This is a genomic window from Janthinobacterium sp. NFX145, from assembly GCF_049810325.1.
GTDB lineage: Bacteria > Pseudomonadota > Gammaproteobacteria > Burkholderiales > Burkholderiaceae_D > Janthinobacterium > Janthinobacterium rivuli.
Genome location: NZ_CP187360.1, coordinates 3,521,729 through 3,541,494 on the forward strand (window position 1 = coordinate 3,521,729; position 19,766 = coordinate 3,541,494).

Sequence of the window (19,766 nt, forward strand, 5' to 3'; positions counted from 1 at the left end):
GCCTAGTTCCTTTCAATGTTTTGAATGAATTCAATGACTTGGGCGGCAACCGGCAGCGGCGCATCTTCCATCAGGAAATGCCCGGCCTGCTCATACAGGTGCACCGCGGCGCCAGGAATATCGCGCTGCAGGCGCCGCGCATACGCCACCGGCTGCCACTCGTCTTCCACGCCCCAGAGTAGTTGCACCGGCAGCCGCAGCCGCGGCAATTCCTGCGCAAAGTCCATGGTATAGCAAGCGTTGTAATGCGCCACCTGGTGCTGGTAAAACGATGGCTGTCCCACCACGCCGCACAGCGGTGCCAGGTAGCGCTCCAGGAGTTCGTCACGCATGCGCTCCTTGTGGAAGACGGCCATCTTCAGCTGGCGCGCCATGGCGCTGCGGTGGACGCTGTCCGTTTGCAGCGCATGGTGCGCATGGTTGTCGCGCATGTCCTTCCAGGTGGGCGACGGCCACGAGTCATAGCTGGGAATATCGGCCAGGGTCAGGCTGTGCAGGCGCGGCGCATGCTCGAAGGCCAGCCGCAGCGCAATGGCGCCGCCGATATCGTGGCCGAACAAATGGGTCCTTGGCAACTGCCAGTGGTCGAGCAGCGCCAGCAAAATGCCGGCCTGGGCGGCCACGGAAGTATCGGCGTGGAGCGGCCGTTCCGATGCGCCAAACCCCAGCAAGTCATACAGGCGCACCTGGAAACCTGCACGCACGAACAGCGGCACCAGTTCGCGCCAGATGATGGAATGGGCGGGCGTGCCGTGCACCAGCACCAGCGGCGTGCCGGCGCCATGGATGCCCGTGGCGATGCGGCAGCCGTTGATCAGGGCTTGGCCGTTCAGCAATGGCGGAGGTACATTCATCGTTGTCCTCATGGTTCAATACTGCAGACTAAGCATTGACTGAACATGACACAAGTGACATTCTTCTCGCCTTGCCATCAACTTTTGTCATGACCAACATGAATATGCGCCTTTCCGTCGACGCGCTGCGGGTCTTCAGGACCGTGGCGCAAACGGGCAATATGAGCCAGGCCGCCACCCTGCTTCATCTGAGCCAGTCCGCCGTCAGCTGGAAAATCAAGCGGCTGGAGCAGCAGTTGGGATGCCTGTTGCTGCTGCGCGGCGGCAAGACGCTGGACTTGACGGACCAGGGCGCCTTGCTGCTGCAGCATGCGGCCAGGATCGTGGATGCGCACGATGAGGCCGTCGCCTGCTTTTCGCCGTCCGCCATGCGCGGCCAGCTGCGCATCGGCGTAGCGGAACAGGTATCCCTGCCGGAAGTGTGCCGTGTCATCGCGCTGTTTGCGCACCAGCATCCGCAGGTGGAGGTGCAGCTGGTGATCGCGCAAAGCCAGCTTCTGCGCCAGCTCTGTGCCGGCGGCGAACTCGATATCATCCTGCACCAGGATTTTGCCGGCCTGGCGGCGCCCGCCGACAGGCTGCTGTGGCTGGAAAAACTGCACTGGTGCGCCCCGCTGGCGGGCCAGCACCTGTCCGGCCAGCAAGTCAAGCTCATCAGTTACGGGCCGGACTGTTTTTATCGCCGCCTGGCCGAGGAAAAGTTGAACGCGGCGGGCATGGCCTGGAGCGTGGCCCTGGAATGCCCGTCCATCGCCGGCATGCTGACGGCCATCGCCGCCGGACTGGGCGTGGGCATCCTGAATGAATACAGCCTGAACAATAGCGTGCGGCGCTGCCCCGAGCTGGAGCACATCGCGCCCCTGCCCCAGGTCGCCAGCCTGCTGCGGGTGGCCGACAAGCAAGCGGACGCGGCGCGCGACGCCTTTTGCGCCTTGCTGGTGACGGCGTTGCATCAGCCGGCGTGAGTGGGGCTGGTTTGCGCGAGCAGCGAGCCATGCGCCACCACGCAGGCTGGCGCGGGATTACGGCAGCCGGTGCCGGAAGGTCGGCTCGATGTTGCGCGCGTGCAGCCAGCGCACGATGTCTTCCAGGCTGGCGTCCTGCAACAGCAGGCCCGGCTGCGTCGGTGACTGGGGCATTGGCGCTGGCAATGGGACGGCGACGGGAGCGGGCGCGGCGTCAAGCAACCCCGCATGGCCCTGCAACTTCGCCAGCGCCTGGGCGAACTGTCCCGGGTTGATGCTGCGCAAGCCTTCCAGGAAACCCAGCTGGGCGGCGGGCGGCGGCGGCATGTCCAGGCTCGGTTCGTCGACGAAGGCGGCGCCCATGCTGGGGTGGATGAAGGCGGCCCACTTGCCCGTCGGCTGCAACGCGGGCGGCAGCGCCGCCTGTTCCACGTAGTCTGGCGGCGCGATGGCGAGGATGTCGGTCGATGCTGGCAGGAAAGTCGAGCGCAGCAATTGGACGAACTGGCGCGCCTGGACGACGGGAACGGGCGTGGCCAGCGACAGCCACAGCTGGAATGCACTGCCCGAGATGCTGACGGCGGGCGCCGGCAAGTCCAGCTCGTGCTGCACGGCATTGGCGATCGTGCACAGCGCGCTCCAGTGCGCCTCGCCGCCGCCCTTGCCGCCAAACTCCAGCAGCAGCGCGCGTGCCAGGCCGTGCTCGCTGACCAGGCGCACCGCCACCGTCTGCTCGCCCGACAGATGACGCGCCAGCACGGCCGGCGTCAGCGGCAGCGCGCCACCGTCGGCCTCGACATATTGCTGTTGCTCATCGAACAGATACAGGCGGTTCAGTTCAGAAATCAGTTTGTGCATGTGCGGCTCCGTGATGACGTTGCGCAACACTTGCCAACGTGCCCGGATTATAGCCGAGCGCCAGCGTCCATTCCGCACGCCTTCAGGCGGCGAGCGATACCCCGCCTTTTTGTTCGATCGACCTCTCGCACCAGCCTAGTCATAACTGATCGTGAATGTCGCCGAGGCGTTTGCCGGGCCCGGCGTCACCCTGCTGCCGGTCTGCAGGTAGCGGGCGCGCAGGGGGATGGAATAGCTGCGTTCGAAGAAGCTCAAAATCAGGCCGCTGCTCTCCAGGCTTGCCAAGGACAGCGTACTAGTGGCCTGGGTGGCTATCTGCAAGCCAATGCCGGTGGCGGCGGAAGGACGGCCGGGGGCGCTGGGATCGAGGCTCAGTACGCCGTTGCCGAGGCTGATGGCCGTGCGCACGGGGTCGATGCGGTAGCGCAGGCTGTTCATTTCACGCACGCCCTTCGTTCCCGTGCCGCCCGGCGAGTTGCCGCTGTCCGACAGCCAGCTTGCAGCGGTCTTGCCAACTGTTCCATGGAACGCCGGGCAATCGTTGAGGCGTATGGCAAAATCCTTCCAGCCGCTGGAGCTGTTGATCCCGGTAAAATCCTTGGATTTATACGTGCCCATGGGCACCGTGACATCCGGCGTACTGCAGGTCCTCGAGACTATCTGCAGGTTGCCGGAGATGCCCATCTGGAAGCCCAGCATTCTGGCATCGCCGAAATTGCCGAACAAACTGACGATCGGCAAGGAGCTGCCGCTCAGCACCCCGGGTGTGACAGCCCCAATCTTAATCAATATCAATTCAAAATTGGCCGGCCCGGTATTGGTGTTCGAATCGGCAAAAGGAATAATGCAGCGATAGCCCGGCGTGCAAGTGCTCGGCTGCGAAGATGTCCGTCTGGGCAGCAGACCGCCGGTACTGTTGAAAACAACCCCCAGCCCCTCAATGCTGGTTTTGTAGACTTTATTGGCATACTTCCCGGTGGACCAGGCGGCCAGGGCGGAGCTGGTATCCACCGTCAGCTCGGTAAACATCTGGAACGGAGCATACAGGCAGTCGAGTGTCACAGTCTGGCCGGACCGCGCCCTGTATGTCTGGCGATACACCTCCGTGCCCACCGGCACCTCGCGTCCGACGCTGATCGCCGATGCCTGAAAAGGCATGGAACCTTTGGCCGGCTGGATGCCATACATATAGCTACAAGCTACAGCTGATTGCGAAATCCGGATTGGCGACCGCCCACAGTAGCGCGATAGCCACCACGGATTTGAGCAAAGAGCCGATATGCATGACGCGACCTTATCTATGTTGATTGGTGCAACTGGCGCAAGGGTCAGCATACAAGCCATTCTGCTGCGCGCCCCTGGTGTTTCCTTAATGTAGTTATTTATAACTTATCGTAAACGTTGCCGAGGCATTTGCCGGACCGGACGTTACCTTGCCGCCCGTCTGCAGGTAGCGTGCCCGCAAGGGAATGGAATAGCTGGTTTCGAAGCTACTCAGGCCCAGGCCGCCGCTCTGCAAGTTTGCCAGCGGCAGCGCGTTGCCGGCCTGGGTGGCTATTTGCAGGCCAATGCCGGTGGCGGCGGGAGGACGGCCTGCAGCACTGGGGTCGAGGCTCAGCACGCCATTGCCTGCGTTGATGGCCGTGCGAACGGGATCGATGCGGTAGCGCAGGCTGTTATTGTCGCGGCTTACGGCGCCAGCCGTGCCGCTCGGTGACGTGCCGCTTTGCGATATCCAGCTGACAGCGGTGGTGCTCACTGTTCCATAGAACGCCGGGCAATCATTCAAGTTGATGGAAAAATCCTTCCAGCCCGTAGCGCTGTTGATCCCGCTAAAATCTTTGGTTTTATACTTGCCCATGGGCACCGCGACATCGGGCGTGCTGCAGGTCTTCGAGGCTATCCGAAGGTTGCCGGAAATGCCCATCTTGAACCCAAGCATTCTTGCATCGCCGAAATTACCGAACAGGCTGACGCCCGGCAGCGTATCGCCTCTCAGCATCCCGGGCGTCACCTTGCCTACCTTGATCAGCAGCAGTTCAAAATTGGACGGCCCGTCAAAAGGAAGAATGCAGTTTTTGCCTGCCGTGCAAGCGGTCCATGTCTTGCTTGACTGTCTGGGCAGCGGACCGCCCACACTGTTGAAGGCAATCCCCAGCCCAGGAAGGTTGGTGCTGTAGACTTTATTCGCATACTTCCCGCTGGACCAGTTTGCCAAGAGGAAGCCGCCATCAACCGTCAGCTCGGTATCCTGTTGAAACGGGGCATACAGGCACTCCACTTTCACTGCCTGGCCGCTGGCCACCTTGAATGTCTGGCGATACACCTCGGTGCCCAACGGCACCTCGCGCCCGACGGTGATCGCCGACCCCAGCAAGGGCATGGCGCCCATGGCCGGCCGGATGCCATTCATGTAGGTGCAGGTGATCGCGAAGGCCGGATTGCCCACCGCCCACAGTAGCGCGACGGCTACCGCCGATTTGAGTAAATAGGCTATCTGCATAACGCAACCTTTATATATTGATGGATGCAACTGACTGTTGCCTTGGCGGCGTAGCAATCGCTCAATTGACTATTGCAACCGGTCCGTGACATCCGGGAACCGGGAATGTCCGGCACGCTGCAGGGAAGCATGCTTGCGCGCAAGCGCTACTGTGTTGTAGCGGAAAGAAGTGTATGGCCCCCACGGCACATGCCATATAGGAGCACTCCGAAAAGCGGATAAATTGTAAAAAAATATGATCAAACAAGCCCGGCGAAATCCGGCGACACTGCGGCAGCGATGCATGCAACGGCAAAAAAGTGTAGCCTTCCAAGGTGTTCATTTTCAGGCCAAAGGAAATCCTCTCCATGACATCCCGTACTTTTCTCGTCACTGGCGCGACACACGGTATCGGTTATGCCATCAGCACCCTGCTGCATCGGCAAGGCCATTGGGTCGTCGGCATCGCCCGGCATATTGAAGGCGTGGACTTTCCAGGCACCTTGGTGGCCTGCCACTGGGTCAGATCGACTTTGCCACGTTGCAGAATGTCTTCGATCTGAACGTGCGCGCCGCCATCCAGGTGACGCAGCAGTTCGTGGAGGCGATGAAGCAGCGCCGCTATGGACGTATCGTGAATATCTGCAGCCGTGCGATCTATGGCAACGTGAACCGTACCGCCTATTCCGCTGCCAAAAGCGCCCTGGTCGGCTGCACGAGAACCTGGGCCCTGGAACTGGCCGAGCACGGCGTGACGGCCAATGCGGTCGCGCCAGGCCCCGTGGGAACGGAACTGTTCCGCAAGACCCGGCCCGTCGGCAGCGAGATGGAACGCCAGGTGCTTGCAACAATCCCGATGCAGCGGCTGGGACAGCCCGATGACATTGCCGCCGCCGTCGGCTTCCTGCTATCGAAACAAGCCAGTTACGTGACAGGTCAGGTACTGGCGGTGGATGGCGGCGGCAGCCTCGGCGCTTTACAGGGCGATGGCGAGGATGGCTGCCTTGTACGGCGCAGCGGGGAGAGTCAAATCGGGAGCAGTTTTCATGCCGCCACTGTAAGGCTGGCGCATTATCATGAATAGATGCTGAAGTCCGCATGAACTTATTAGAAGGACTAATGAATACAAGTTGACATGTGTTGCAAGCCACTCACCGCCGTTCGCGCCCTTGCGGGCCGGCTAGCCTTTGATCATGTCGTCGGCTCAGCAAGGCTGCCACTATCGCCGCCCCGAACGCAAAACATAGCCAGCATAGAAAGAAAATATCGGCTGCATACGGCGTGCGGTCCCAATAGCTGTCGCCTTGTTTTAGCTTGAGCAACATGGCGCTCCATATGAATAGACCGCCCCAGGCAATGATGCTGGCGATAACAAAAGCAAGGATGGAATAAAGAAAGGTTCTCATCATTTGATTGAGAAAAAGCGAATCTTCCCGGCTTTGCGGAGATCCGACCAAATGGTAGGAATGACAATGCCGAAGCTCGTGCGCAGGCCTGAAGTCAGATCCGTCATGCGGCTCCCGTTCCAAAGGTCGATATGATCGGCACCCGAGCCACCGGAGGGCGTGTAATAGTCCTCAAAGCAAATAATACCCGTCCGGTCAACCACCTTGTCACGCCAGTCCTTGCCGGTAATATCCTCAACTTTGCCACAGCCAAGGAAAGGCTGCTTTTCAAGCCAGGTGGCAAGTTCCGCAGCCGCCAGGCAGTGATCTTCAGCCGGATGAACCCAGCACTTGCGCTTGGAAGGATAGGACTTGAACGTGACCCCGACTTTCTTTAGCGCGTGGCTTACTCGAATGGCGCACTGATTCGCAAACAAAATATCTCCCTTGGCATCCTTGGCGTTGCAAGGGTTTCCTTTTTCGTAGGCGGACCAGAGGGCACTGAATTTAATGATTGATGCATTGATCTTGTAAACCGAATCCTTGATCGCATTCGTCTTTACGCTGGCTTGCTGCTTGACGGCTTTTGTCACGCGGGTCCCCCTTCGATACGGGCCAGTGCCTCATCACCCCAAAAAACCTCATACTCGGCAATTCCATCCGTAACTACCCGCTGCATCTTGCCATCCACATCGACCTGACCAGAAAGGCGCTGGCCATCCGGCAATACAATCAGGTAAGGCACACCATAGGCCAGGCGTTCGGCGAACACAGGTTGCTCATCGTATAGCTCCTTTACCCCACTCAAAGCTTGATTGATGAGAATACCCGCTGCCATGGTTGCAACTGCATTCTCTGCTGCGTTCGGTGCACCGGATGCACCGCTACTCCAGTCAACCGTATCCGTAAACTGGGTTGCGATCAGTGTCGCACCGCACGCGGTCTTCATGCCGACAACGGCCACCCCTCGGCCATACAACGTCGTTGTATTGACTCCCTCGATAATCGGGTAACTCCCCTTGCACCGGGGACACATGACCTTGTGCCCCATATATGCAATCGGTTTGCCATGGCAAAGATCAGTTACCGAACCTTCAAGCACTTTGCCGCCGTGGCTAGTGGGATCGCCTAATCGAATTATCTCTGGCATGCCAAGTTTTCTTTATGAGAAATTTTATCAATTAATCATTATGTCTCACTAACTCAATTGTCCGAGCACGATAGGATGTCGCGGATAAATGTTAAAGTCGCCATGAACTTATTAGCAGTACTAATGAATAAAAAATGCGCATGGAACAGACCAACTTCAACGACATCCTTGCCTTCGTGGCCGTGGCCCGCGAAGGCAGTTTTATCCGGGCGGCGGCCAAGCTGGGCGTGCCACAGTCGGCCTTGATACAGACCGTGCGTGCGCTGGAAGAACGGCTCGCCTTGCGCCTGCTGGTGCGCACCACGCGCAGCGTCTCGCCCACGGAAGCGGGCAAACAGCTGCTGCGCACGGTGGCGCCCCGCTTCGACGAGATCAAGGCGGAACTGGCCCTGCTCAGTAAGCGTCGCGACAAGCCGGTAGACAACATCAGCATCAGCGCGGGAGAGCATGCGGCGCTCACCGTCCTGCAGCCGGCCATCGCCAGACTGCTGCCGGCCCACCCTGGGCGGCCTGTTTGCCTGGGAATTTGCCAAAGATGGGCAGGAACTGAAAGTACGCATGGAAGGGCAAATGATCTACAACAACATGGCCGTGCAGCTCCATTCGGCGCTCGATGGCCTGGGCGTGGCTTGCATGGCCGAAGACGTCGTGCTGCCCTATGTGCCCAATGGCAGGCTGGTGCGCGTGCTAGATGATTTGAGCCAGCGCAATCGTTGACCCGAGGCGTGCTGAAAATGACGCGAACACGCATTTACCCGCCGCCTGCGCAGGACTATAGTGGCGTCTTCCCAATCTGTTCAAGGATAGGATCGCCATGAAACTCTTTTACTCGCCAGGCGCCTGCTCGCAGGCGCCGCACATCCTCCTGCGCGAAACGGGCACGCCGTTCACCCTGGTCAAGGTCGACCTGGGCCAGCACAAGACGCAGGAAGGCGGCAATTACTACGAACTCAACCCCAAAGGCCAGGTGCCGCTGCTGGCACTCGACGATGGCACGACCTTGAGCGAAGGCCCCGTCATCGCCCAGTACATCGCCGAACAGGCCGGCAAGCAGGACCTGCTGCCGCCCGTGGGCAGCCTGGCCCGCTACAAGGTGCTGGAATGGCAGAACTACATCACGTCCGAGCTGCATAAATCGTTCAGTCCCCTGTTCGATTCCCGCATCGACCTTGCCACCAAGGCCTTGTTCGTTGAACAACTAGGCAAGAAATACAAGTGGGTCGACAGCCGCCTGGAAGGCCAGGACTACCTGACGGGCGACACGTTCACGGTCGCCGACGCCTACCTGTTCGTCATCACGGGCTGGGCGCCAGGCGTGGGCGTGGATTTGTCCGCACTGGCGAATCTGCAAGCCTTCCTGGCAAGAGTGTCCCAGCGCGACAGCGTCAAGGCGGCGCAGGCAGCGGAAGCCTAGATCAAGGCAGCTAGAGCGCCGCTGTCCGTTGCACGGCTCACGTCTTTTCCGACTTGCCGTGCATCACCATGATGGTTTGCTGCATCAGCGCGCACAGGGTTTGCTTGCCATCGCGCACGGCGAACACCTCGGCCTGCGTGACGATCAGGGTGCGCCCCGGGCGCACCACCTTGCCGCGCGCGATCAGTTTCTCGCCATCGGCGGGCACCAGCAGGTTCATCTTGTATTCCACCGTCAGCACGGACGCGCCGCCAGCCACCATGGTCATGGCCGCGTAACCGGCGGCCGAGTCCGCGATCATGCCCACCACGCCGCCATGCACGAAGCCGTGCTGCTGCTCGATGCCGCTCCAGTGCGGCACGTGGATTTCCGTGCTGCCATGCGTCACCACGGGCAGACTGGCCTTGATCAAGGTCATGGCGTTCTGCAAACCAAAACTGGCGCGCACGCGTTCAGCGAAGTGCGGATCGGGAAGGTGGGAAGAACCGTTGGACATGGCGCATGCGCTTTCAAGTGGGAGGGAGATGGACGTTAATCCTGTCACTGTACCGTTTTATGACCGCCACCGGCATCATCCAGGCCCTCGCTAGCCAGCATCACGCGCCATTGTTCGGGCGTGTGCGCAAAATGCGTCGTGCGCCAGCTCGAGGCGATGCCGATGTCATAGCCCGTCGTCAGGGTCACGACGATCACGTCCTGGCTGGCCGCCTCGGGATACTGCTGCATTGCCGTTTGCGCAACGCGCCGCGCCAGCGCGGGGGCATCGCTTGACGGCGTGGCCAGGAAGGCGCCGATATCCAGACGCCGCATCGGCTCAGGCTGAGCAGACGACGCATATTTGCCGAGCGCGACGCTGGTGCGGTCGATGCCGGGCATGGCCGCAAGGCTTTGCTGCAGGGCGATCAGGGGTGCGAGTGTCACGCCGGGCAAGAGGCGCTCCGACAGCAGCGTGCCCGCCCCGCACAGCACGGCCAACGCCACGGCAGCGACGGCCGCATGGCCGCGCCAGGTCGGGCTGAGCGTCAGCTCGACCTGGCCTGGGCCAGCCTTGACGACCAGCGCGCCGGTGGCCAGGTCGTGCAGCGATTGCCCCGTTCGGCGGTTGAATAGCAGCAAGTAAAAGATGCCAAACAGCAAGGCACCGATGAGTATATACACGACCATGTTCAGCCAGACGAGTCCGGGACCCAGGTCGATGGCGGCGCCGTTCAGGAAATGCGCGAGGCAAAAAATACTGGCGCGCAAGAATGCGGCCGGTACGCCCGGCATGTCGCCGCCGCGTGTCACCACGCGCAAGCCCAGCATCCGCATGCCCGGCGACTGGCCGCCGCCCACGCTGCTTTGCGTGACGCCAAAGTACAGCACCGTGACGACAAATCCCAGCAAGCGTCCCCAGGCGCCCAGCGCGGCAAATTGCGCCTCCAGCAGCGCGCCCGCGGCCATGCCGACCAGGCCCAGAATCAGCATATCGATGCCGAAAGCCACAGCCCGGCGCCACAGGGGAGCAATGACCGGCGCCGGTCCTGACGCCGCCTCCACAGGTTCTGAGGCTGCGCCAGCAGCCAGCGCCGCCAGGCGCGCCTCGACTTCCCGCACCCGCTCGGGGTAGCGGGTCACGTCGATGCGCATCAATACCTGCCTGAGTTGCGCCTGTGTGTACTTGCTGTAATCTGGGGCATCCATTGCATGCATCCGTTAAAGAAATGAATATTGTAACCAGCAAAATTGTCTTTTGGAAACAACCTGATTGGCCGCATGTCAACCGCGCACCGGCCCGCAAGCGCCACGCGCGCTTCAGCGGGTACGCGAGGTATCCGTCGCCCCTGTAATGGCTGCGCTGTGCGAAAATGCCCGCCTTCGCCATTGCCGGATTCTGCCCATGCCGCACGCTGCCCTTGCTTCCCTTTCCGAGCGCGACGCGCGCCGCATCGCCCGCCATGCCCAGGCGGCCGACGCGGCCCGCTTTTTGCATCCGGCCCAGCAGGCGCTGCTGCACCGGCGCGGCTGGCTGACGATGCTGGCGCCGCGCAGCGCGGGCGGCGCCGAACTGCCCCTGCCGCAAGTGGTGCGCCTGGAAGAAGCCGTGGCCGCCGTCGATGGCAGCATGGGCTGGGTACTGACCCTGTGCGCGGGCGCCGGCTGGTTCGCGGGCTTTATCGCGCCCGACATGGCGCGGGCAATCATCGGCACACCCCGCGTCTGCCTGGGCGGCAGCGGCGCGGCCACCGGTTACGCGGAGGAAGAAGGCGACGGCTACCGCATCACGGGCAGCTGGGACTATGCCAGCGGCGCGCCGATGGCGACCCACTTCACCCTGAACGCCCGGCTGCAGCGCGATGGCCAGCCGCTGCTCGATGCAGATGGCAAGCCGCGCATCCGCGCCTTCCTCGTGCCCGCCGCGCTGGTGCAACTGGTGCCCTCGTGGACCAGCATCGGCATGCGCGCCAGCGCCTCGCACAGTTATCGGATCGACGGCCAGTGGCTTGCCAAGGAACACGGTTTTACCATCGATGCCAGCGCCGCGACGGCCGGCGGCCCCCTGTACCGCTATCCATTCTATTCATTAGCGTATGCCACCCTGGCCGCCAACGTGGCCGGCATGGCCAGCCATTTCATGGAATTGGCCGAAGAATGCATGCGCCACCGCCGCCATGCGCGCGCCGGCTTGCCGCTGCTGGACGTGCCGCAAGTGGCGGCCATGCTGCAAGGCAAGAAAGACGCGTTCACCGCCGCCCGCGCCCATTTTTATGCTGTGCTCGACAGCAGCTGGGCGCAGGTAGCGGGCGGCGCGGCGCTCGACGCGGAGACCATGCAAGCCGTGCAAGACCGTTCGCTGGATTTGGCCGCCGTGTGCCGCGCCGCCGTCGATGGCCTGTATCCGTATTGCGGCCTGTACGCGGCCCGCGAAGACAGCACCATCAACCGCGTGTGGCGCGATTTCCATACGGCTGGCCAGCATGCATTGCTGCTGCCCTGACGTTGCCGCCCTCGGCTCCGCCGCGCAGGCGCATGGCTGAAACCGCAGGCGGACGCCATGCAGGCCGCATTGCCTGATAATATGGGAGCATTGCTACTTCCCGCTCCCCTACCCATGCACGTCAACACGCTCAGCAGCCTGGCGCAACTTTTGGCCAGCGCCGAAACGGAAACCCTGGCCTTTCCCACCAGCATCAATACGGCCCTGCTCCTGCAAAAGGAACTGGCCAATCCCGATTGCCACTCGGCCGACATCAGCCGGCTGCTGCTGTGCGAACCGACCTTGTCGGCGCGCGCCGTGGCGCTGGCCAATTCGGCCCTGTTTGCGCCCGGCCAGTCGCCCGCCATCACCAGCGTGCGCGCCGCCGTCGAGCGGCTGGGCCACCGCAACCTGTATGCGCTGGCGACGGCGGCCGTCATCCGCCAGCTGAACGCGGGCATCCGCGACGAAGCCTTGCGCGCCCGCGCCACCCAGCTGTGGGCGCACACCGTGCACGTGGCGGCGCTGGCACATGGCCTGGCAGGCGCCGTCACGCACACGGATGCCGATACGGCCCTGTTCGCCGGCATCGTGCATGAAGTGGCCGGCTTTTATTTGCTGGCCCAGGCCGACAAGACCCCGGGCCTGTACGCCCACCTGGAAACGCAGATGGCGTCCGCCCTCGAAGTGATCGGCCGCGCGCTGATGCGCCAGCTGGGCGTGCCGCTGCAGGTAGCCGATGCCGTCAATACCTTGCCCGGCTCGACCATCATGCTGCCGCCCGAGGGCTTGCGCGACACCCTGCTGCTGGCCAAGGCGCTGGCGCCCGTGCCTTCGCCGCTGCCGCAGGCCGGCATCACCATCAGCGCGCCGCTGCAAGCCTACCTGGAAAATGATCCCGTGCTGCAGGCGCTGCGCACGCAGCCGTCGGCCGAGGCGAAGGGCCTGATCGAGGTACTGCTCAGCTGATGGCCTATCTGCTATGATTGCGCAGGCCGGAATGGATCCGGCTTGCTTTCATTGACGTCCACTGGAAAACTGCCTTGACTACCTCCTTACGCATGCTCGGCCTGGCCGCAGCTCTGACCATGGCGTGCAACGCCAACGCCGACAGCTTTGTTTCCTCGGCCTCCAGCGCCGGTTCCCAGTCGAGCGGCAGCATTTCCGATTCGCTCAACGGTTCGAGCAACAGCTCCTCGCGCGACAACAAGGTGGCCAATGGCCCCTACCGCATCATCGACGTGGCCGCCGTGCCGGGCCGCGACGGCATGACGCGCCTGACCATGCAGGCCGACGCCACGGCGACGCCGCTGGTGCTGGACTTGCCGCAAGCGGCGCTCGACAAGCAGCAACTGGCGCAGGGCGACGTGGTGCATGCGCAAAACCGCGCCTACGGCATCGAATTCTCGCGCAACGACACGCGCGCCGCCTTCTTCCTCGTGCTGGCCGACGACTGGTACGGCGAAATGGCAACGCGTCCCGTCAGCCTTTGATCCGTTTTCTCCTGCGCCGCCCCGCGCTGCTGCTGGGCGTTTGCGCCATCGTCGGCGCCGGCGCCGCCCAGGCAGGTACTTCGCTCGCCTCATCGCGCTTTTGCGACCGCGCACAGGAACTCACTGCCACGGAACAGGACCGGCTATTGCGCTTTGCCGCCGTCGTGCGCGAAGAACTGGCCGCCAGCGAAGGCAGCGTGGCCCTGATCAGCCGCTCCGGCCTGGACCTGGCGCGCTTCGGCATCCGCTATTCGCATGCGGCGCTGGCCTGGCGCCACGACAATGACAGCGGCTGGTCCGCGCGCCAGCTGTACTACGCCTGCGACGAAGGCCGCCCGCGCATCTTCGACCAGGGCACGGCCGGTTTCGCCATGGGCACGGAAAATCCGTCACTCGGCTACATCTCGCTCGTGAAACTGCCGGCCGAAACCGTGCCGCCCCTGCGCCGCGCCCTGCTCGACCCCGTGCGCGTGCAGCAGTTGCTGGCGGGCCGCTACAGCGCCAATGCGTACGCCTTCAATTTGAAATACCAGAACTGCAATCAATGGGTGGTGGAAATGCTGGCCGCCGCCTGGGGCGAACTGGCGGCCGGCGGCGACTTGCGCGCGCGCGCCCAGGACTGGCTGCGCGCCGCGCCGTATGCGCCCTCCCCCGTCGACGTGGGTGCGCGCTGGCTGATGCTGGGATCGATCTTCGTGCCGCTCGTGCACATGGACGACCACCCGCCGGAAGCCATCGGCACGATGCAGCTGGAAGTGAGTCTGCCGGCCAGCCTGGAAGCGTTCGCGCGCCAGCGCCTGCCCGCCAGCGAGCGCGTGGAAATCTGCCACGACGGCAAGCAGGTGGTGGTGCACCGGGGCTGGGATGCGATCGCCGACGGCTGTATTCCAGGCGCAAACGACAGGGTCATCGCCCTCGACTGATCATTTGTCCGCGTCGAGCGCTTCGCCGATCGCATAAAAGCGCCCGCCGGCAATGTAGTGCAGGCTGCGCCACGATGGATCGGCATCCTCGAAATGCCAGTGCCCGTCGCGGAACACGCGCGTGTCGGCCCAGGCGCCCACCACTTCGCCAATGAACAAATCATATGCCTGCTGATTGTGCGGCTCGGGGATCAACCGGCAAGCCAGCCAGGCCGAGCATCCGGCCACGAACGGCAGATCAAACCCTTCCCGATGGAATAGCCCTACCCCGGCGCGCGCCAGTTTATCGGGCTGCGCATCGAGGCTGTGCGTGCCCACCGCATGCGTGAGCTGCAACTGCGCCGCCGTCGGCACCTGGATGACGAAGCTGCCGCTGCCTTCGACCAGCGCGCGCGTGCGCGTGGCCTTGTCCAGCACCACGGTCAGTTTGGGCGGCGCGAAATCGAGGGCGCAAGCCCACGCGGCGGCCATCACGTTGTCGATGCCCGCATGGCGCGCCGAAACGAGAATAGACGGGCCGTGATTGAGCAGCCGGTAGGCTTTTTCCAGTGGCACGGCGGCGATGTGGTCCCGTTCATTTAGCGACAGCAGCATGTCCCACTGGTCGATGCCGGGCCCGAAGCCGTCCGGCGTCACCTTGACCGGTTCAAAGCCGAAGCGCGCATAAAAGGCCTGCGTGTGCTGGCTGGTATGCATGCTCACCTTGGCCACTCCCGGCACGGTGAGGATGGCGTCCAGGCGCGCCTGCGTCAGCACGTGGCCCAGGCCCTGACCGTGCAGATCCCGCGCCACCATGCCCCAGCACAGGCTGGCCACCGTGCCGCTCGCATCGAGCGCATGGCCGCCGCAGGCGACGATGTTCCCGTCGCGTTCGATGACCAGATAAGGATGTGTCGAATTTTCCAGCCAGGCGACAAAGCTGGCGCGCTCGGACGGGTCGAAAAAACGCGGCGTATTGCCGTCGAAAAGGGACAGGCAGGCATCGCGGTCGCCGGCCTGGTAAACACGTACTGTCTGCATTGTTTGTACTCGCAAGTAGATGATCGGGAATTATACGGGCGGCGCGTTCAAACCAGCTGCTCCGGGCTGACGACGTGCACGCCCGGCGCGCTGGCCAGCGCCGCTGCCAGCAAGGCGCTGGCGATGCGTGGCGCGGGATTGATGCGCCAGCGGCGCGGCAGCACGGGACCGAGCACGCGCAGCAGGCGCAAGGCGGCGCCCTCGCCCGCCCGCGCCACGTCGCGCTCGCCGCCGATCAGGCCGGGACGCACGTGCGTGAGCGAGCCAAACCCCAGCGCTTCCAGGTCGCGTTCCAGCTCGCCCTTGACGCGGTTGTAGAAAAAGCGCAAGGCCGCATTGGCGCCGGCGGCGGAATTGAGCGCATACGTGCGCGTGCCGGCCGCCAGTGCCAGGCGCGCCGCGGCCAGCGGATAGTCGTGGTCGACTCTGCGGAACGCCTGCCGCGTGCCCGCCACCTTCATGGTCGTGCCCAGCGTGCAGATGACGGCGTCCGCCTGCCACCAGGGCGCGTCCGCCGGCAAGCGGTCGAAATCGACGAGCGGCGCATCGAGCTTGGCATGCGCCGGCAAGGGTTTGCGCACGGGCGCGACGATGGCCGTGACGCGACCGTCAGCCAGCGCCAGGCGCAGCACTTCGCGCCCCACGAGGCCCGTGGCGCCTATCAGTATCAGTTTCATTCCTTCTCCCGCATACACTGGACGCCACACGATACAGTATCAGGCGCCCGCGTGCGTGTGATAGATCTTGCTGACGATGGTCCACTCGCCCTGCACCTTGAGCAAATTGAAAAAGTCGGTGAAGCGGAAGCCCGAGATGTCGTCCGTATCGACGCGCGCGCTGGCTGCCGTGCCCACGATATCGACGCGCACGATGGCCGCCCTGGCCTGCGGCGATGGACGAAAGGCGCTGTCGATGATTTCGAACAGGCCTTCGATGGGCCCGCCCGTCAGTTGATCGTCGCCATCGACGCCGAAAATGGTGGCCTCGCTGCTGAAGGCCGGGCGCATGATGCCGCTGTCTGCCTGCGCCCCGCCCGCATTGTATTGATTCAGCACGGCGACGATGGCCTGATAATCCTGCACATAAGTGGTGTTGTTCATGTTGCGCTCCTTGGGTGGGTGAAAAAATCAGGTCGGACTGGCGGGCCAGTCGGTGTAGCCGACGGCGCCGCCGCCGTAATACGCCGCGCGCGGCGCCACGGCCAGCGCCACGCCATGGCGCAGGCGGGCCACGAGGTCCGGGTTGGCGATGAAGGGACGGCCGAAGGCCACCGCATCGACCTTGCCTTCGGCGCGGCGCGCCAGCGCCAGCTGCAGGTCGTAATGGTTGTTGCCGATGTAGGGGCCGGTGAACAGCGCGCGCAGCGCATCGAGATCGACGCCATCGGGCACGTCGCGCGAGGTGGCCGTGGCGCCCTCGACGAAGTGCAGGTAGGCCAGAGCGTGGCGGTTCAGTTGCTCGATCAGGTAGCCATAGGTGGCCATCACATCGCTGTCGACGGGCGTGTTGCCCGCGTCGGGCGTGACGGGCGACAAACGGATGCCGACCCTTGCTGCGCCCCACACTTGCACCACGGCGTCGGTCACTTCCAGGGTCAGGCGCGTGCGGTTGTCGATGCTGCCGCCATACGCATCCGTGCGCCGGTTGGTCGAGTCGCGCAGAAACTGGTCGAGCAGGTAGCTATTGGCCGAATGCACCTCGACGCCATCGAAACCAGCGCGCAGCGCGCATGCGGCGGCATGCGCGTACTGCGCCACGATGCCGGCGATTTCCCGCGTTTCCAGCGCGCGCGGCATCGATACGGGCTGCATGCCGCTGGCCGTGTAGGTGCTGCCTTCGGCCCGGATGGCGGAAGGCGCGACGGGTGCGGCGCCGCCGGGCTGCAGGCTCGTATGCGAAAAGCGTCCCACATGCCACAGCTGGCAGACGATCTTGCCTCCCGCCGCATGCACGGCATCGGTCACCAGCTTCCAGCCCGCCACCTGCTCGTCCGTCCAGATGCCCGGTGTCATCGCATAGCCGCGCGCCTGGGGCGAGATATTCGTCGCCTCGCTGATGATCAGGCCGGCGCTGGCACGCTGGGCGTAATACTCGGCGTGCATGGCGTTCGGCACACCATCATCGCCCATGCGGCTGCGCGTGAGCGGCGCCATGACGATGCGGTTGGCCAGGGCCAGCGCGCCCAAGTCGACTGGAGAAAATAGATCGCTTTCATGCTGTTCGGTCATCGTACTGCTTTCATATTGTGCGAGAGGTCAAAATAACTGACCGGTCGTCTAGTTAATGGTTAAAAAAAACGGCTAGGACAACAGCCGTTGCGTGGTCGACATAGCAGCGTCGAACGGTCCGCCGTTCCTGGCCACCTTGACCATCAGCGAAGCGCCCAGCCACAGCTGGTACAGCGATTCGGCCAGCACGCGGGCCGGCGTTGCCACCGCCACGGAACCGTCGAAGTGGCCCGCTTCGATGCACTGCGTCAGGCGCTCCAGGATGGCGCCCGTGCCCTGCTGCAGCACGGCGCTCATGTCCACGGACAGGTCGCACACTTCGGCGCCCAGTTTGACCACCAGGCATTTGCCTTCCGGCGCGCTGCCGGCCTGGGTGGCGCTCCAGTAGTCAAAATAGGCCAGCAGGCGCTCGCGGGCATTGCCCGGGCCGTCCAGCAAGGCGTCAACCGTCTGCAGATAGGTGGTGAAGTAATCGTCGAGCAAGGCTTGGCCAAACTCTTCCTTCGACTTGAAGTAATAGTAGAACGAGCCTTTCGGCACGCCGGCCGCCGCCACCAGTTCGGCCAGGCCCACGGCCGTATAGCCCTTCTCGGCCATCAGGGCCTTGGCGATGTCGATCAGGTGCTGGCGCATGTCAGCGGAAGATTTTTTGCTCATGCGGCCAGTATAGCAAAAAATCTGACCGGTCGTCTAGTAAGCTATCCCCTGCTCCGCCATCACCCCAGGCGCAGCGCCAGCGCGGCCAGGGTCACCAGCAGCACGGGCATGGTCAGCACGATGCCGACGCGGAAATAGTATCCCCAGGAAATGTGGATGTTCTTGCTGTCGAGCACGTGCAGCCACAGCAAGGTGGCCAGGCTGCCGATGGGCGTGATCTTCGGGCCCAGATCGCTGCCGATGACGTTCGCGTAGATCATCGCTTCGCGCACTGCCCCTTGCGCCGTCGTCGGATCGATGGCCAGCGCGCCCACCAGCACCGTCGGCAGGTTGTTCATCACGGAAGACAATAAGGCCGTCAGCACGCCCGTGCCCATGGCCGTGCCCCACACGCCGTACTGCGCGAAGTGGTTCAGCATGCCCGTCAGGTAAGCCGTCAGGCCCGCATTGCGCAAGCCGTACACGACGAGATACATGCCCAGTGAAAAGACGACGATCTGCCACGGCGCATGGCGCAGCACGTGGCGCGTGGAAATCACATGGCCCTTGCCGGCCACCACCAGCAGCAGCGCGGCGCCCACGGCGGCGATCAGGCTGATGGGCACGCCCAAGGCTTCTTGCGAGAAAAAGCCCACCAGCAGCAGCGACAGCACCAGCCAGCCGGCGCGGAAGGTGCCCGGGTCGCGGATGGCGGCGCCAGGCTGTTTGAGCTGCGCCACTGCGTAGTCGGTCGGTATATCCTTGCGAAAAAAGATCAGCAAGGCCGCCAGGGTGGCGCCCACGGCGACAACGTTGACGGGCACCATGACGGACGCGTACTCGGCAAAGCCGATCTTGAAGAAATCGGCCGAAACGATATTCACCAGGTTCGACACCACCAGCGGCAGGCTGGCCGTGTCCGCAATAAAACCGGCGGCCATCACGTAGGCCAGGGTGGCCTTGGCGGAAAATTTCAGGGCGCGCAGCATGGCGATGACGATGGGCGTCAGGATCAGCGCGGCGCCGTCATTGGCGAACACGGCGGAGACGAGCGCGCCCAGCAAGACCAGCAGCACGAACAGTTTGCGTCCGCTGCCGCCGCCCCAGCGCGCCACATGCAGCGCGGCCCATTCAAAGAAGCCGGCCGCGTCGAGCAGCAGGCTGATGATGATCACGGCAACAAACGTGCCGGTGGCGTTCCACACGATATGCCAGACGACGGGGATGTCGCCCCAGTGGATCACGCCGGCCAGCAAGGCGACGCCAGCGCCGATGACGGCGCTCCAGCCGATGCCCAGGCCGCGCGGCTGCCAGATGACGAGGACTAATGTGGTGAGAAAGATGAGGAAAGCGGTGAGCATGAGGTCCCGTTCGTTGCGGCATCGCGGGCACCATGCGCCGC

At 63.4% G+C, this 19,766-nt stretch carries 21 protein-coding genes and 3 pseudogenes; 9 read left to right on the forward strand and 15 right to left on the reverse strand.

Translation table 11 applies throughout. The features are described 5' to 3' along the window. Window positions 1-2: 2 nt before the first annotated feature. Window positions 3-854 carry an alpha/beta fold hydrolase gene (locus tag ACPJXG_RS15660; RefSeq protein WP_425251626.1) on the reverse strand — a complete coding sequence of 284 codons (852 nt, stop codon included), beginning with the start codon at window positions 852-854 and terminating at the stop codon, window positions 3-5. An 89-nt stretch (window positions 855-943) separates the two neighbouring features. On the opposite strand from ACPJXG_RS15660, the gene ACPJXG_RS15665 reads away from it, so the two are divergent. After that, complete coding sequence (locus ACPJXG_RS15665; protein ID WP_425251627.1) at window positions 944-1,819, forward strand: LysR family transcriptional regulator; 876 nt, start codon at window positions 944-946, stop codon at window positions 1,817-1,819. Window positions 1,820-1,876: 57 nt separating this feature from the next. On the opposite strand, the gene ACPJXG_RS15670 is transcribed toward ACPJXG_RS15665, so the two are convergent. The 3 genes from ACPJXG_RS15670 to ACPJXG_RS15680 form a co-directional block, all read right to left on the reverse strand. Beyond that, window positions 1,877-2,677, reverse strand: coding sequence for a hypothetical protein (locus tag ACPJXG_RS15670; protein ID WP_425251628.1), 801 nt, complete (start codon window positions 2,675-2,677; stop codon window positions 1,877-1,879). Window positions 2,678-2,812: 135 nt separating this feature from the next. Next, a complete protein-coding gene (locus ACPJXG_RS15675) occupies window positions 2,813-3,865 on the reverse strand; it encodes a fimbrial protein (protein WP_425251629.1) in 1,053 nt (350 codons plus the stop codon). Window positions 3,866-4,055: 190 nt separating this feature from the next. Then, window positions 4,056-5,180 (reverse strand): fimbrial protein, encoded by a 1,125-nt coding sequence (locus tag ACPJXG_RS15680; RefSeq protein WP_425251630.1) that lies wholly within the window; start codon window positions 5,178-5,180, stop codon window positions 4,056-4,058. 347 nt (window positions 5,181-5,527) lie between these two features. Between ACPJXG_RS15680 and ACPJXG_RS15685 the strand changes: the two are divergent. Further along, a pseudogene (locus ACPJXG_RS15685) lies at window positions 5,528-6,243 on the forward strand (SDR family oxidoreductase). 321 nt (window positions 6,244-6,564) lie between these two features. Here ACPJXG_RS15685 and ACPJXG_RS15690 read toward each other — a convergent pair. Both ACPJXG_RS15690 and ACPJXG_RS15695 read right to left on the reverse strand, forming a co-directional pair. Further along, a complete protein-coding gene (locus ACPJXG_RS15690) occupies window positions 6,565-7,137 on the reverse strand; it encodes a type VI secretion system amidase effector protein Tae4 (protein ID WP_425251631.1) in 573 nt (190 codons plus the stop codon). Further along, entirely contained in the window at window positions 7,134-7,694 is a 561-nt protein-coding gene (locus ACPJXG_RS15695; protein ID WP_425251632.1) for a PAAR domain-containing protein, read from the reverse strand. The genes ACPJXG_RS15690 and ACPJXG_RS15695 overlap by 4 nt, the downstream gene beginning before the upstream one ends. 140 nt (window positions 7,695-7,834) lie before the next feature. Here ACPJXG_RS15695 and ACPJXG_RS15700 point away from each other — a divergent pair. The 3 genes and pseudogenes from ACPJXG_RS15700 to gstA form a co-directional block, all read left to right on the forward strand. Continuing rightward, window positions 7,835-7,969 (forward strand): annotated as a pseudogene (locus ACPJXG_RS15700) (helix-turn-helix domain-containing protein); the annotation flags it as partial. A gap of 172 nt (window positions 7,970-8,141) precedes the next feature. Then, entirely contained in the window at window positions 8,142-8,411 is a 270-nt protein-coding gene (locus ACPJXG_RS15705; protein WP_425251633.1) for a LysR substrate-binding domain-containing protein, read from the forward strand. 97 nt (window positions 8,412-8,508) lie between these two features. After that, entirely contained in the window at window positions 8,509-9,108 is a 600-nt protein-coding gene (gstA, locus tag ACPJXG_RS15710; protein ID WP_425251634.1) for a glutathione transferase GstA, read from the forward strand. 37 nt (window positions 9,109-9,145) lie between these two features. Here the strand turns inward: gstA and ACPJXG_RS15715 are convergent, their stop codons facing one another. Next, window positions 9,146-9,604 (reverse strand): PaaI family thioesterase, encoded by a 459-nt coding sequence (locus ACPJXG_RS15715; protein WP_425251635.1) that lies wholly within the window; start codon window positions 9,602-9,604, stop codon window positions 9,146-9,148. Between the two features lie 44 nt (window positions 9,605-9,648). After that, window positions 9,649-10,791, reverse strand: coding sequence for an RDD family protein (locus ACPJXG_RS15720; protein WP_425251636.1), 1,143 nt, complete (start codon window positions 10,789-10,791; stop codon window positions 9,649-9,651). A gap of 196 nt (window positions 10,792-10,987) precedes the next feature. Here ACPJXG_RS15720 and ACPJXG_RS15725 point away from each other — a divergent pair, with 196 nt between their 5' ends. The 4 genes from ACPJXG_RS15725 (at window position 10,988) to ACPJXG_RS15740 (ending at window position 14,480) form a co-directional block, all read left to right on the forward strand. Continuing rightward, window positions 10,988-12,085 (forward strand): acyl-CoA dehydrogenase, encoded by a 1,098-nt coding sequence (locus tag ACPJXG_RS15725; RefSeq protein WP_425251637.1) that lies wholly within the window; start codon window positions 10,988-10,990, stop codon window positions 12,083-12,085. A gap of 81 nt (window positions 12,086-12,166) precedes the next feature. Continuing rightward, on the forward strand, window positions 12,167-13,033 hold the full coding sequence (locus ACPJXG_RS15730) for an HDOD domain-containing protein (protein WP_225241008.1): 867 nt from the start codon (window positions 12,167-12,169) through the stop codon (window positions 13,031-13,033). Between the two features lie 92 nt (window positions 13,034-13,125). Beyond that, window positions 13,126-13,557 carry a hypothetical protein gene (locus tag ACPJXG_RS15735; RefSeq protein ID WP_034788152.1) on the forward strand — a complete coding sequence of 144 codons (432 nt, stop codon included), beginning with the start codon at window positions 13,126-13,128 and terminating at the stop codon, window positions 13,555-13,557. Then, the gene (locus ACPJXG_RS15740; RefSeq protein ID WP_425251638.1) at window positions 13,554-14,480 is read left to right on the forward strand and encodes a DUF2145 domain-containing protein; all 927 of its coding nucleotides are present in this window, start codon (window positions 13,554-13,556) and stop codon (window positions 14,478-14,480) included. The genes ACPJXG_RS15735 and ACPJXG_RS15740 overlap by 4 nt, the downstream gene beginning before the upstream one ends. On the opposite strand, the gene ACPJXG_RS15745 is transcribed toward ACPJXG_RS15740, so the two are convergent. The 7 genes and pseudogenes from ACPJXG_RS15745 to ACPJXG_RS15775 form a co-directional block, all read right to left on the reverse strand. Beyond that, window positions 14,481-15,074 (reverse strand): flavin reductase family protein, encoded by a 594-nt coding sequence (locus ACPJXG_RS15745; RefSeq protein WP_425254755.1) that lies wholly within the window; start codon window positions 15,072-15,074, stop codon window positions 14,481-14,483. A 9-nt stretch (window positions 15,075-15,083) separates the two neighbouring features. Further along, a pseudogene (locus tag ACPJXG_RS15750) lies at window positions 15,084-15,500 on the reverse strand (GNAT family N-acetyltransferase); the annotation flags it as partial. Between the two features lie 47 nt (window positions 15,501-15,547). Further along, window positions 15,548-16,177, reverse strand: coding sequence for an NAD-dependent dehydratase (locus tag ACPJXG_RS15755; RefSeq protein WP_425251639.1), 630 nt, complete (start codon window positions 16,175-16,177; stop codon window positions 15,548-15,550). Between the two features lie 39 nt (window positions 16,178-16,216). Further along, window positions 16,217-16,600, reverse strand: a complete 384-nt coding sequence (locus ACPJXG_RS15760; RefSeq protein ID WP_425251640.1) for a nuclear transport factor 2 family protein — start codon at window positions 16,598-16,600, stop codon at window positions 16,217-16,219. Window positions 16,601-16,627: 27 nt separating this feature from the next. Beyond that, window positions 16,628-17,728 (reverse strand): alkene reductase, encoded by a 1,101-nt coding sequence (locus ACPJXG_RS15765; RefSeq protein ID WP_425251641.1) that lies wholly within the window; start codon window positions 17,726-17,728, stop codon window positions 16,628-16,630. Between the two features lie 72 nt (window positions 17,729-17,800). After that, window positions 17,801-18,385 carry a TetR/AcrR family transcriptional regulator gene (locus ACPJXG_RS15770; RefSeq protein ID WP_425251642.1) on the reverse strand — a complete coding sequence of 195 codons (585 nt, stop codon included), beginning with the start codon at window positions 18,383-18,385 and terminating at the stop codon, window positions 17,801-17,803. A 59-nt stretch (window positions 18,386-18,444) separates the two neighbouring features. Continuing rightward, window positions 18,445-19,725, reverse strand: a complete 1,281-nt coding sequence (locus ACPJXG_RS15775; RefSeq protein WP_425251643.1) for an arsenic transporter — start codon at window positions 19,723-19,725, stop codon at window positions 18,445-18,447. Window positions 19,726-19,766: the final 41 nt, after the last annotated feature.

What these genes read in the sequence shown, in the direction of transcription:
- ACPJXG_RS15660 (WP_425251626.1), bottom strand. Translation starts at nt 854, where the DNA reads ATGAATGTACCTCCGCCATTGCTGAACGGCCAAGCCCTGATCAACGGC.
- ACPJXG_RS15665 (WP_425251627.1), top strand. Translation starts at nt 944, where the DNA reads ATGACCAACATGAATATGCGCCTTTCCGTCGACGCGCTGCGGGTCTTC.
- ACPJXG_RS15670 (WP_425251628.1), bottom strand. Translation starts at nt 2,677, where the DNA reads ATGCACAAACTGATTTCTGAACTGAACCGCCTGTATCTGTTCGATGAG.
- ACPJXG_RS15675 (WP_425251629.1), bottom strand. Translation starts at nt 3,865, where the DNA reads ATGTATGGCATCCAGCCGGCCAAAGGTTCCATGCCTTTTCAGGCATCG.
- ACPJXG_RS15680 (WP_425251630.1), bottom strand. Translation starts at nt 5,180, where the DNA reads ATGCAGATAGCCTATTTACTCAAATCGGCGGTAGCCGTCGCGCTACTG.
- ACPJXG_RS15695 (WP_425251632.1), bottom strand. Translation starts at nt 7,694, where the DNA reads ATGCCAGAGATAATTCGATTAGGCGATCCCACTAGCCACGGCGGCAAA.
- ACPJXG_RS15705 (WP_425251633.1), top strand. Translation starts at nt 8,142, where the DNA reads ATGCGGCGCTCACCGTCCTGCAGCCGGCCATCGCCAGACTGCTGCCGG.
- gstA (WP_425251634.1), top strand. Translation starts at nt 8,509, where the DNA reads ATGAAACTCTTTTACTCGCCAGGCGCCTGCTCGCAGGCGCCGCACATC.
- ACPJXG_RS15715 (WP_425251635.1), bottom strand. Translation starts at nt 9,604, where the DNA reads ATGTCCAACGGTTCTTCCCACCTTCCCGATCCGCACTTCGCTGAACGC.
- ACPJXG_RS15720 (WP_425251636.1), bottom strand. Translation starts at nt 10,791, where the DNA reads ATGGATGCCCCAGATTACAGCAAGTACACACAGGCGCAACTCAGGCAG.
- ACPJXG_RS15725 (WP_425251637.1), top strand. Translation starts at nt 10,988, where the DNA reads ATGCCGCACGCTGCCCTTGCTTCCCTTTCCGAGCGCGACGCGCGCCGC.
- ACPJXG_RS15730 (WP_225241008.1), top strand. Translation starts at nt 12,167, where the DNA reads ATGGGAGCATTGCTACTTCCCGCTCCCCTACCCATGCACGTCAACACG.
- ACPJXG_RS15735 (WP_034788152.1), top strand. Translation starts at nt 13,126, where the DNA reads ATGCTCGGCCTGGCCGCAGCTCTGACCATGGCGTGCAACGCCAACGCC.
- ACPJXG_RS15745 (WP_425254755.1), bottom strand. Translation starts at nt 15,074, where the DNA reads ATGCTGCTGTCGCTAAATGAACGGGACCACATCGCCGCCGTGCCACTG.
- ACPJXG_RS15755 (WP_425251639.1), bottom strand. Translation starts at nt 16,177, where the DNA reads ATGAAACTGATACTGATAGGCGCCACGGGCCTCGTGGGGCGCGAAGTG.
- ACPJXG_RS15760 (WP_425251640.1), bottom strand. Translation starts at nt 16,600, where the DNA reads ATGAACAACACCACTTATGTGCAGGATTATCAGGCCATCGTCGCCGTG.
- ACPJXG_RS15765 (WP_425251641.1), bottom strand. Translation starts at nt 17,728, where the DNA reads ATGACCGAACAGCATGAAAGCGATCTATTTTCTCCAGTCGACTTGGGC.
- ACPJXG_RS15770 (WP_425251642.1), bottom strand. Translation starts at nt 18,385, where the DNA reads ATGAGCAAAAAATCTTCCGCTGACATGCGCCAGCACCTGATCGACATC.
- ACPJXG_RS15775 (WP_425251643.1), bottom strand. Translation starts at nt 19,725, where the DNA reads ATGCTCACCGCTTTCCTCATCTTTCTCACCACATTAGTCCTCGTCATC.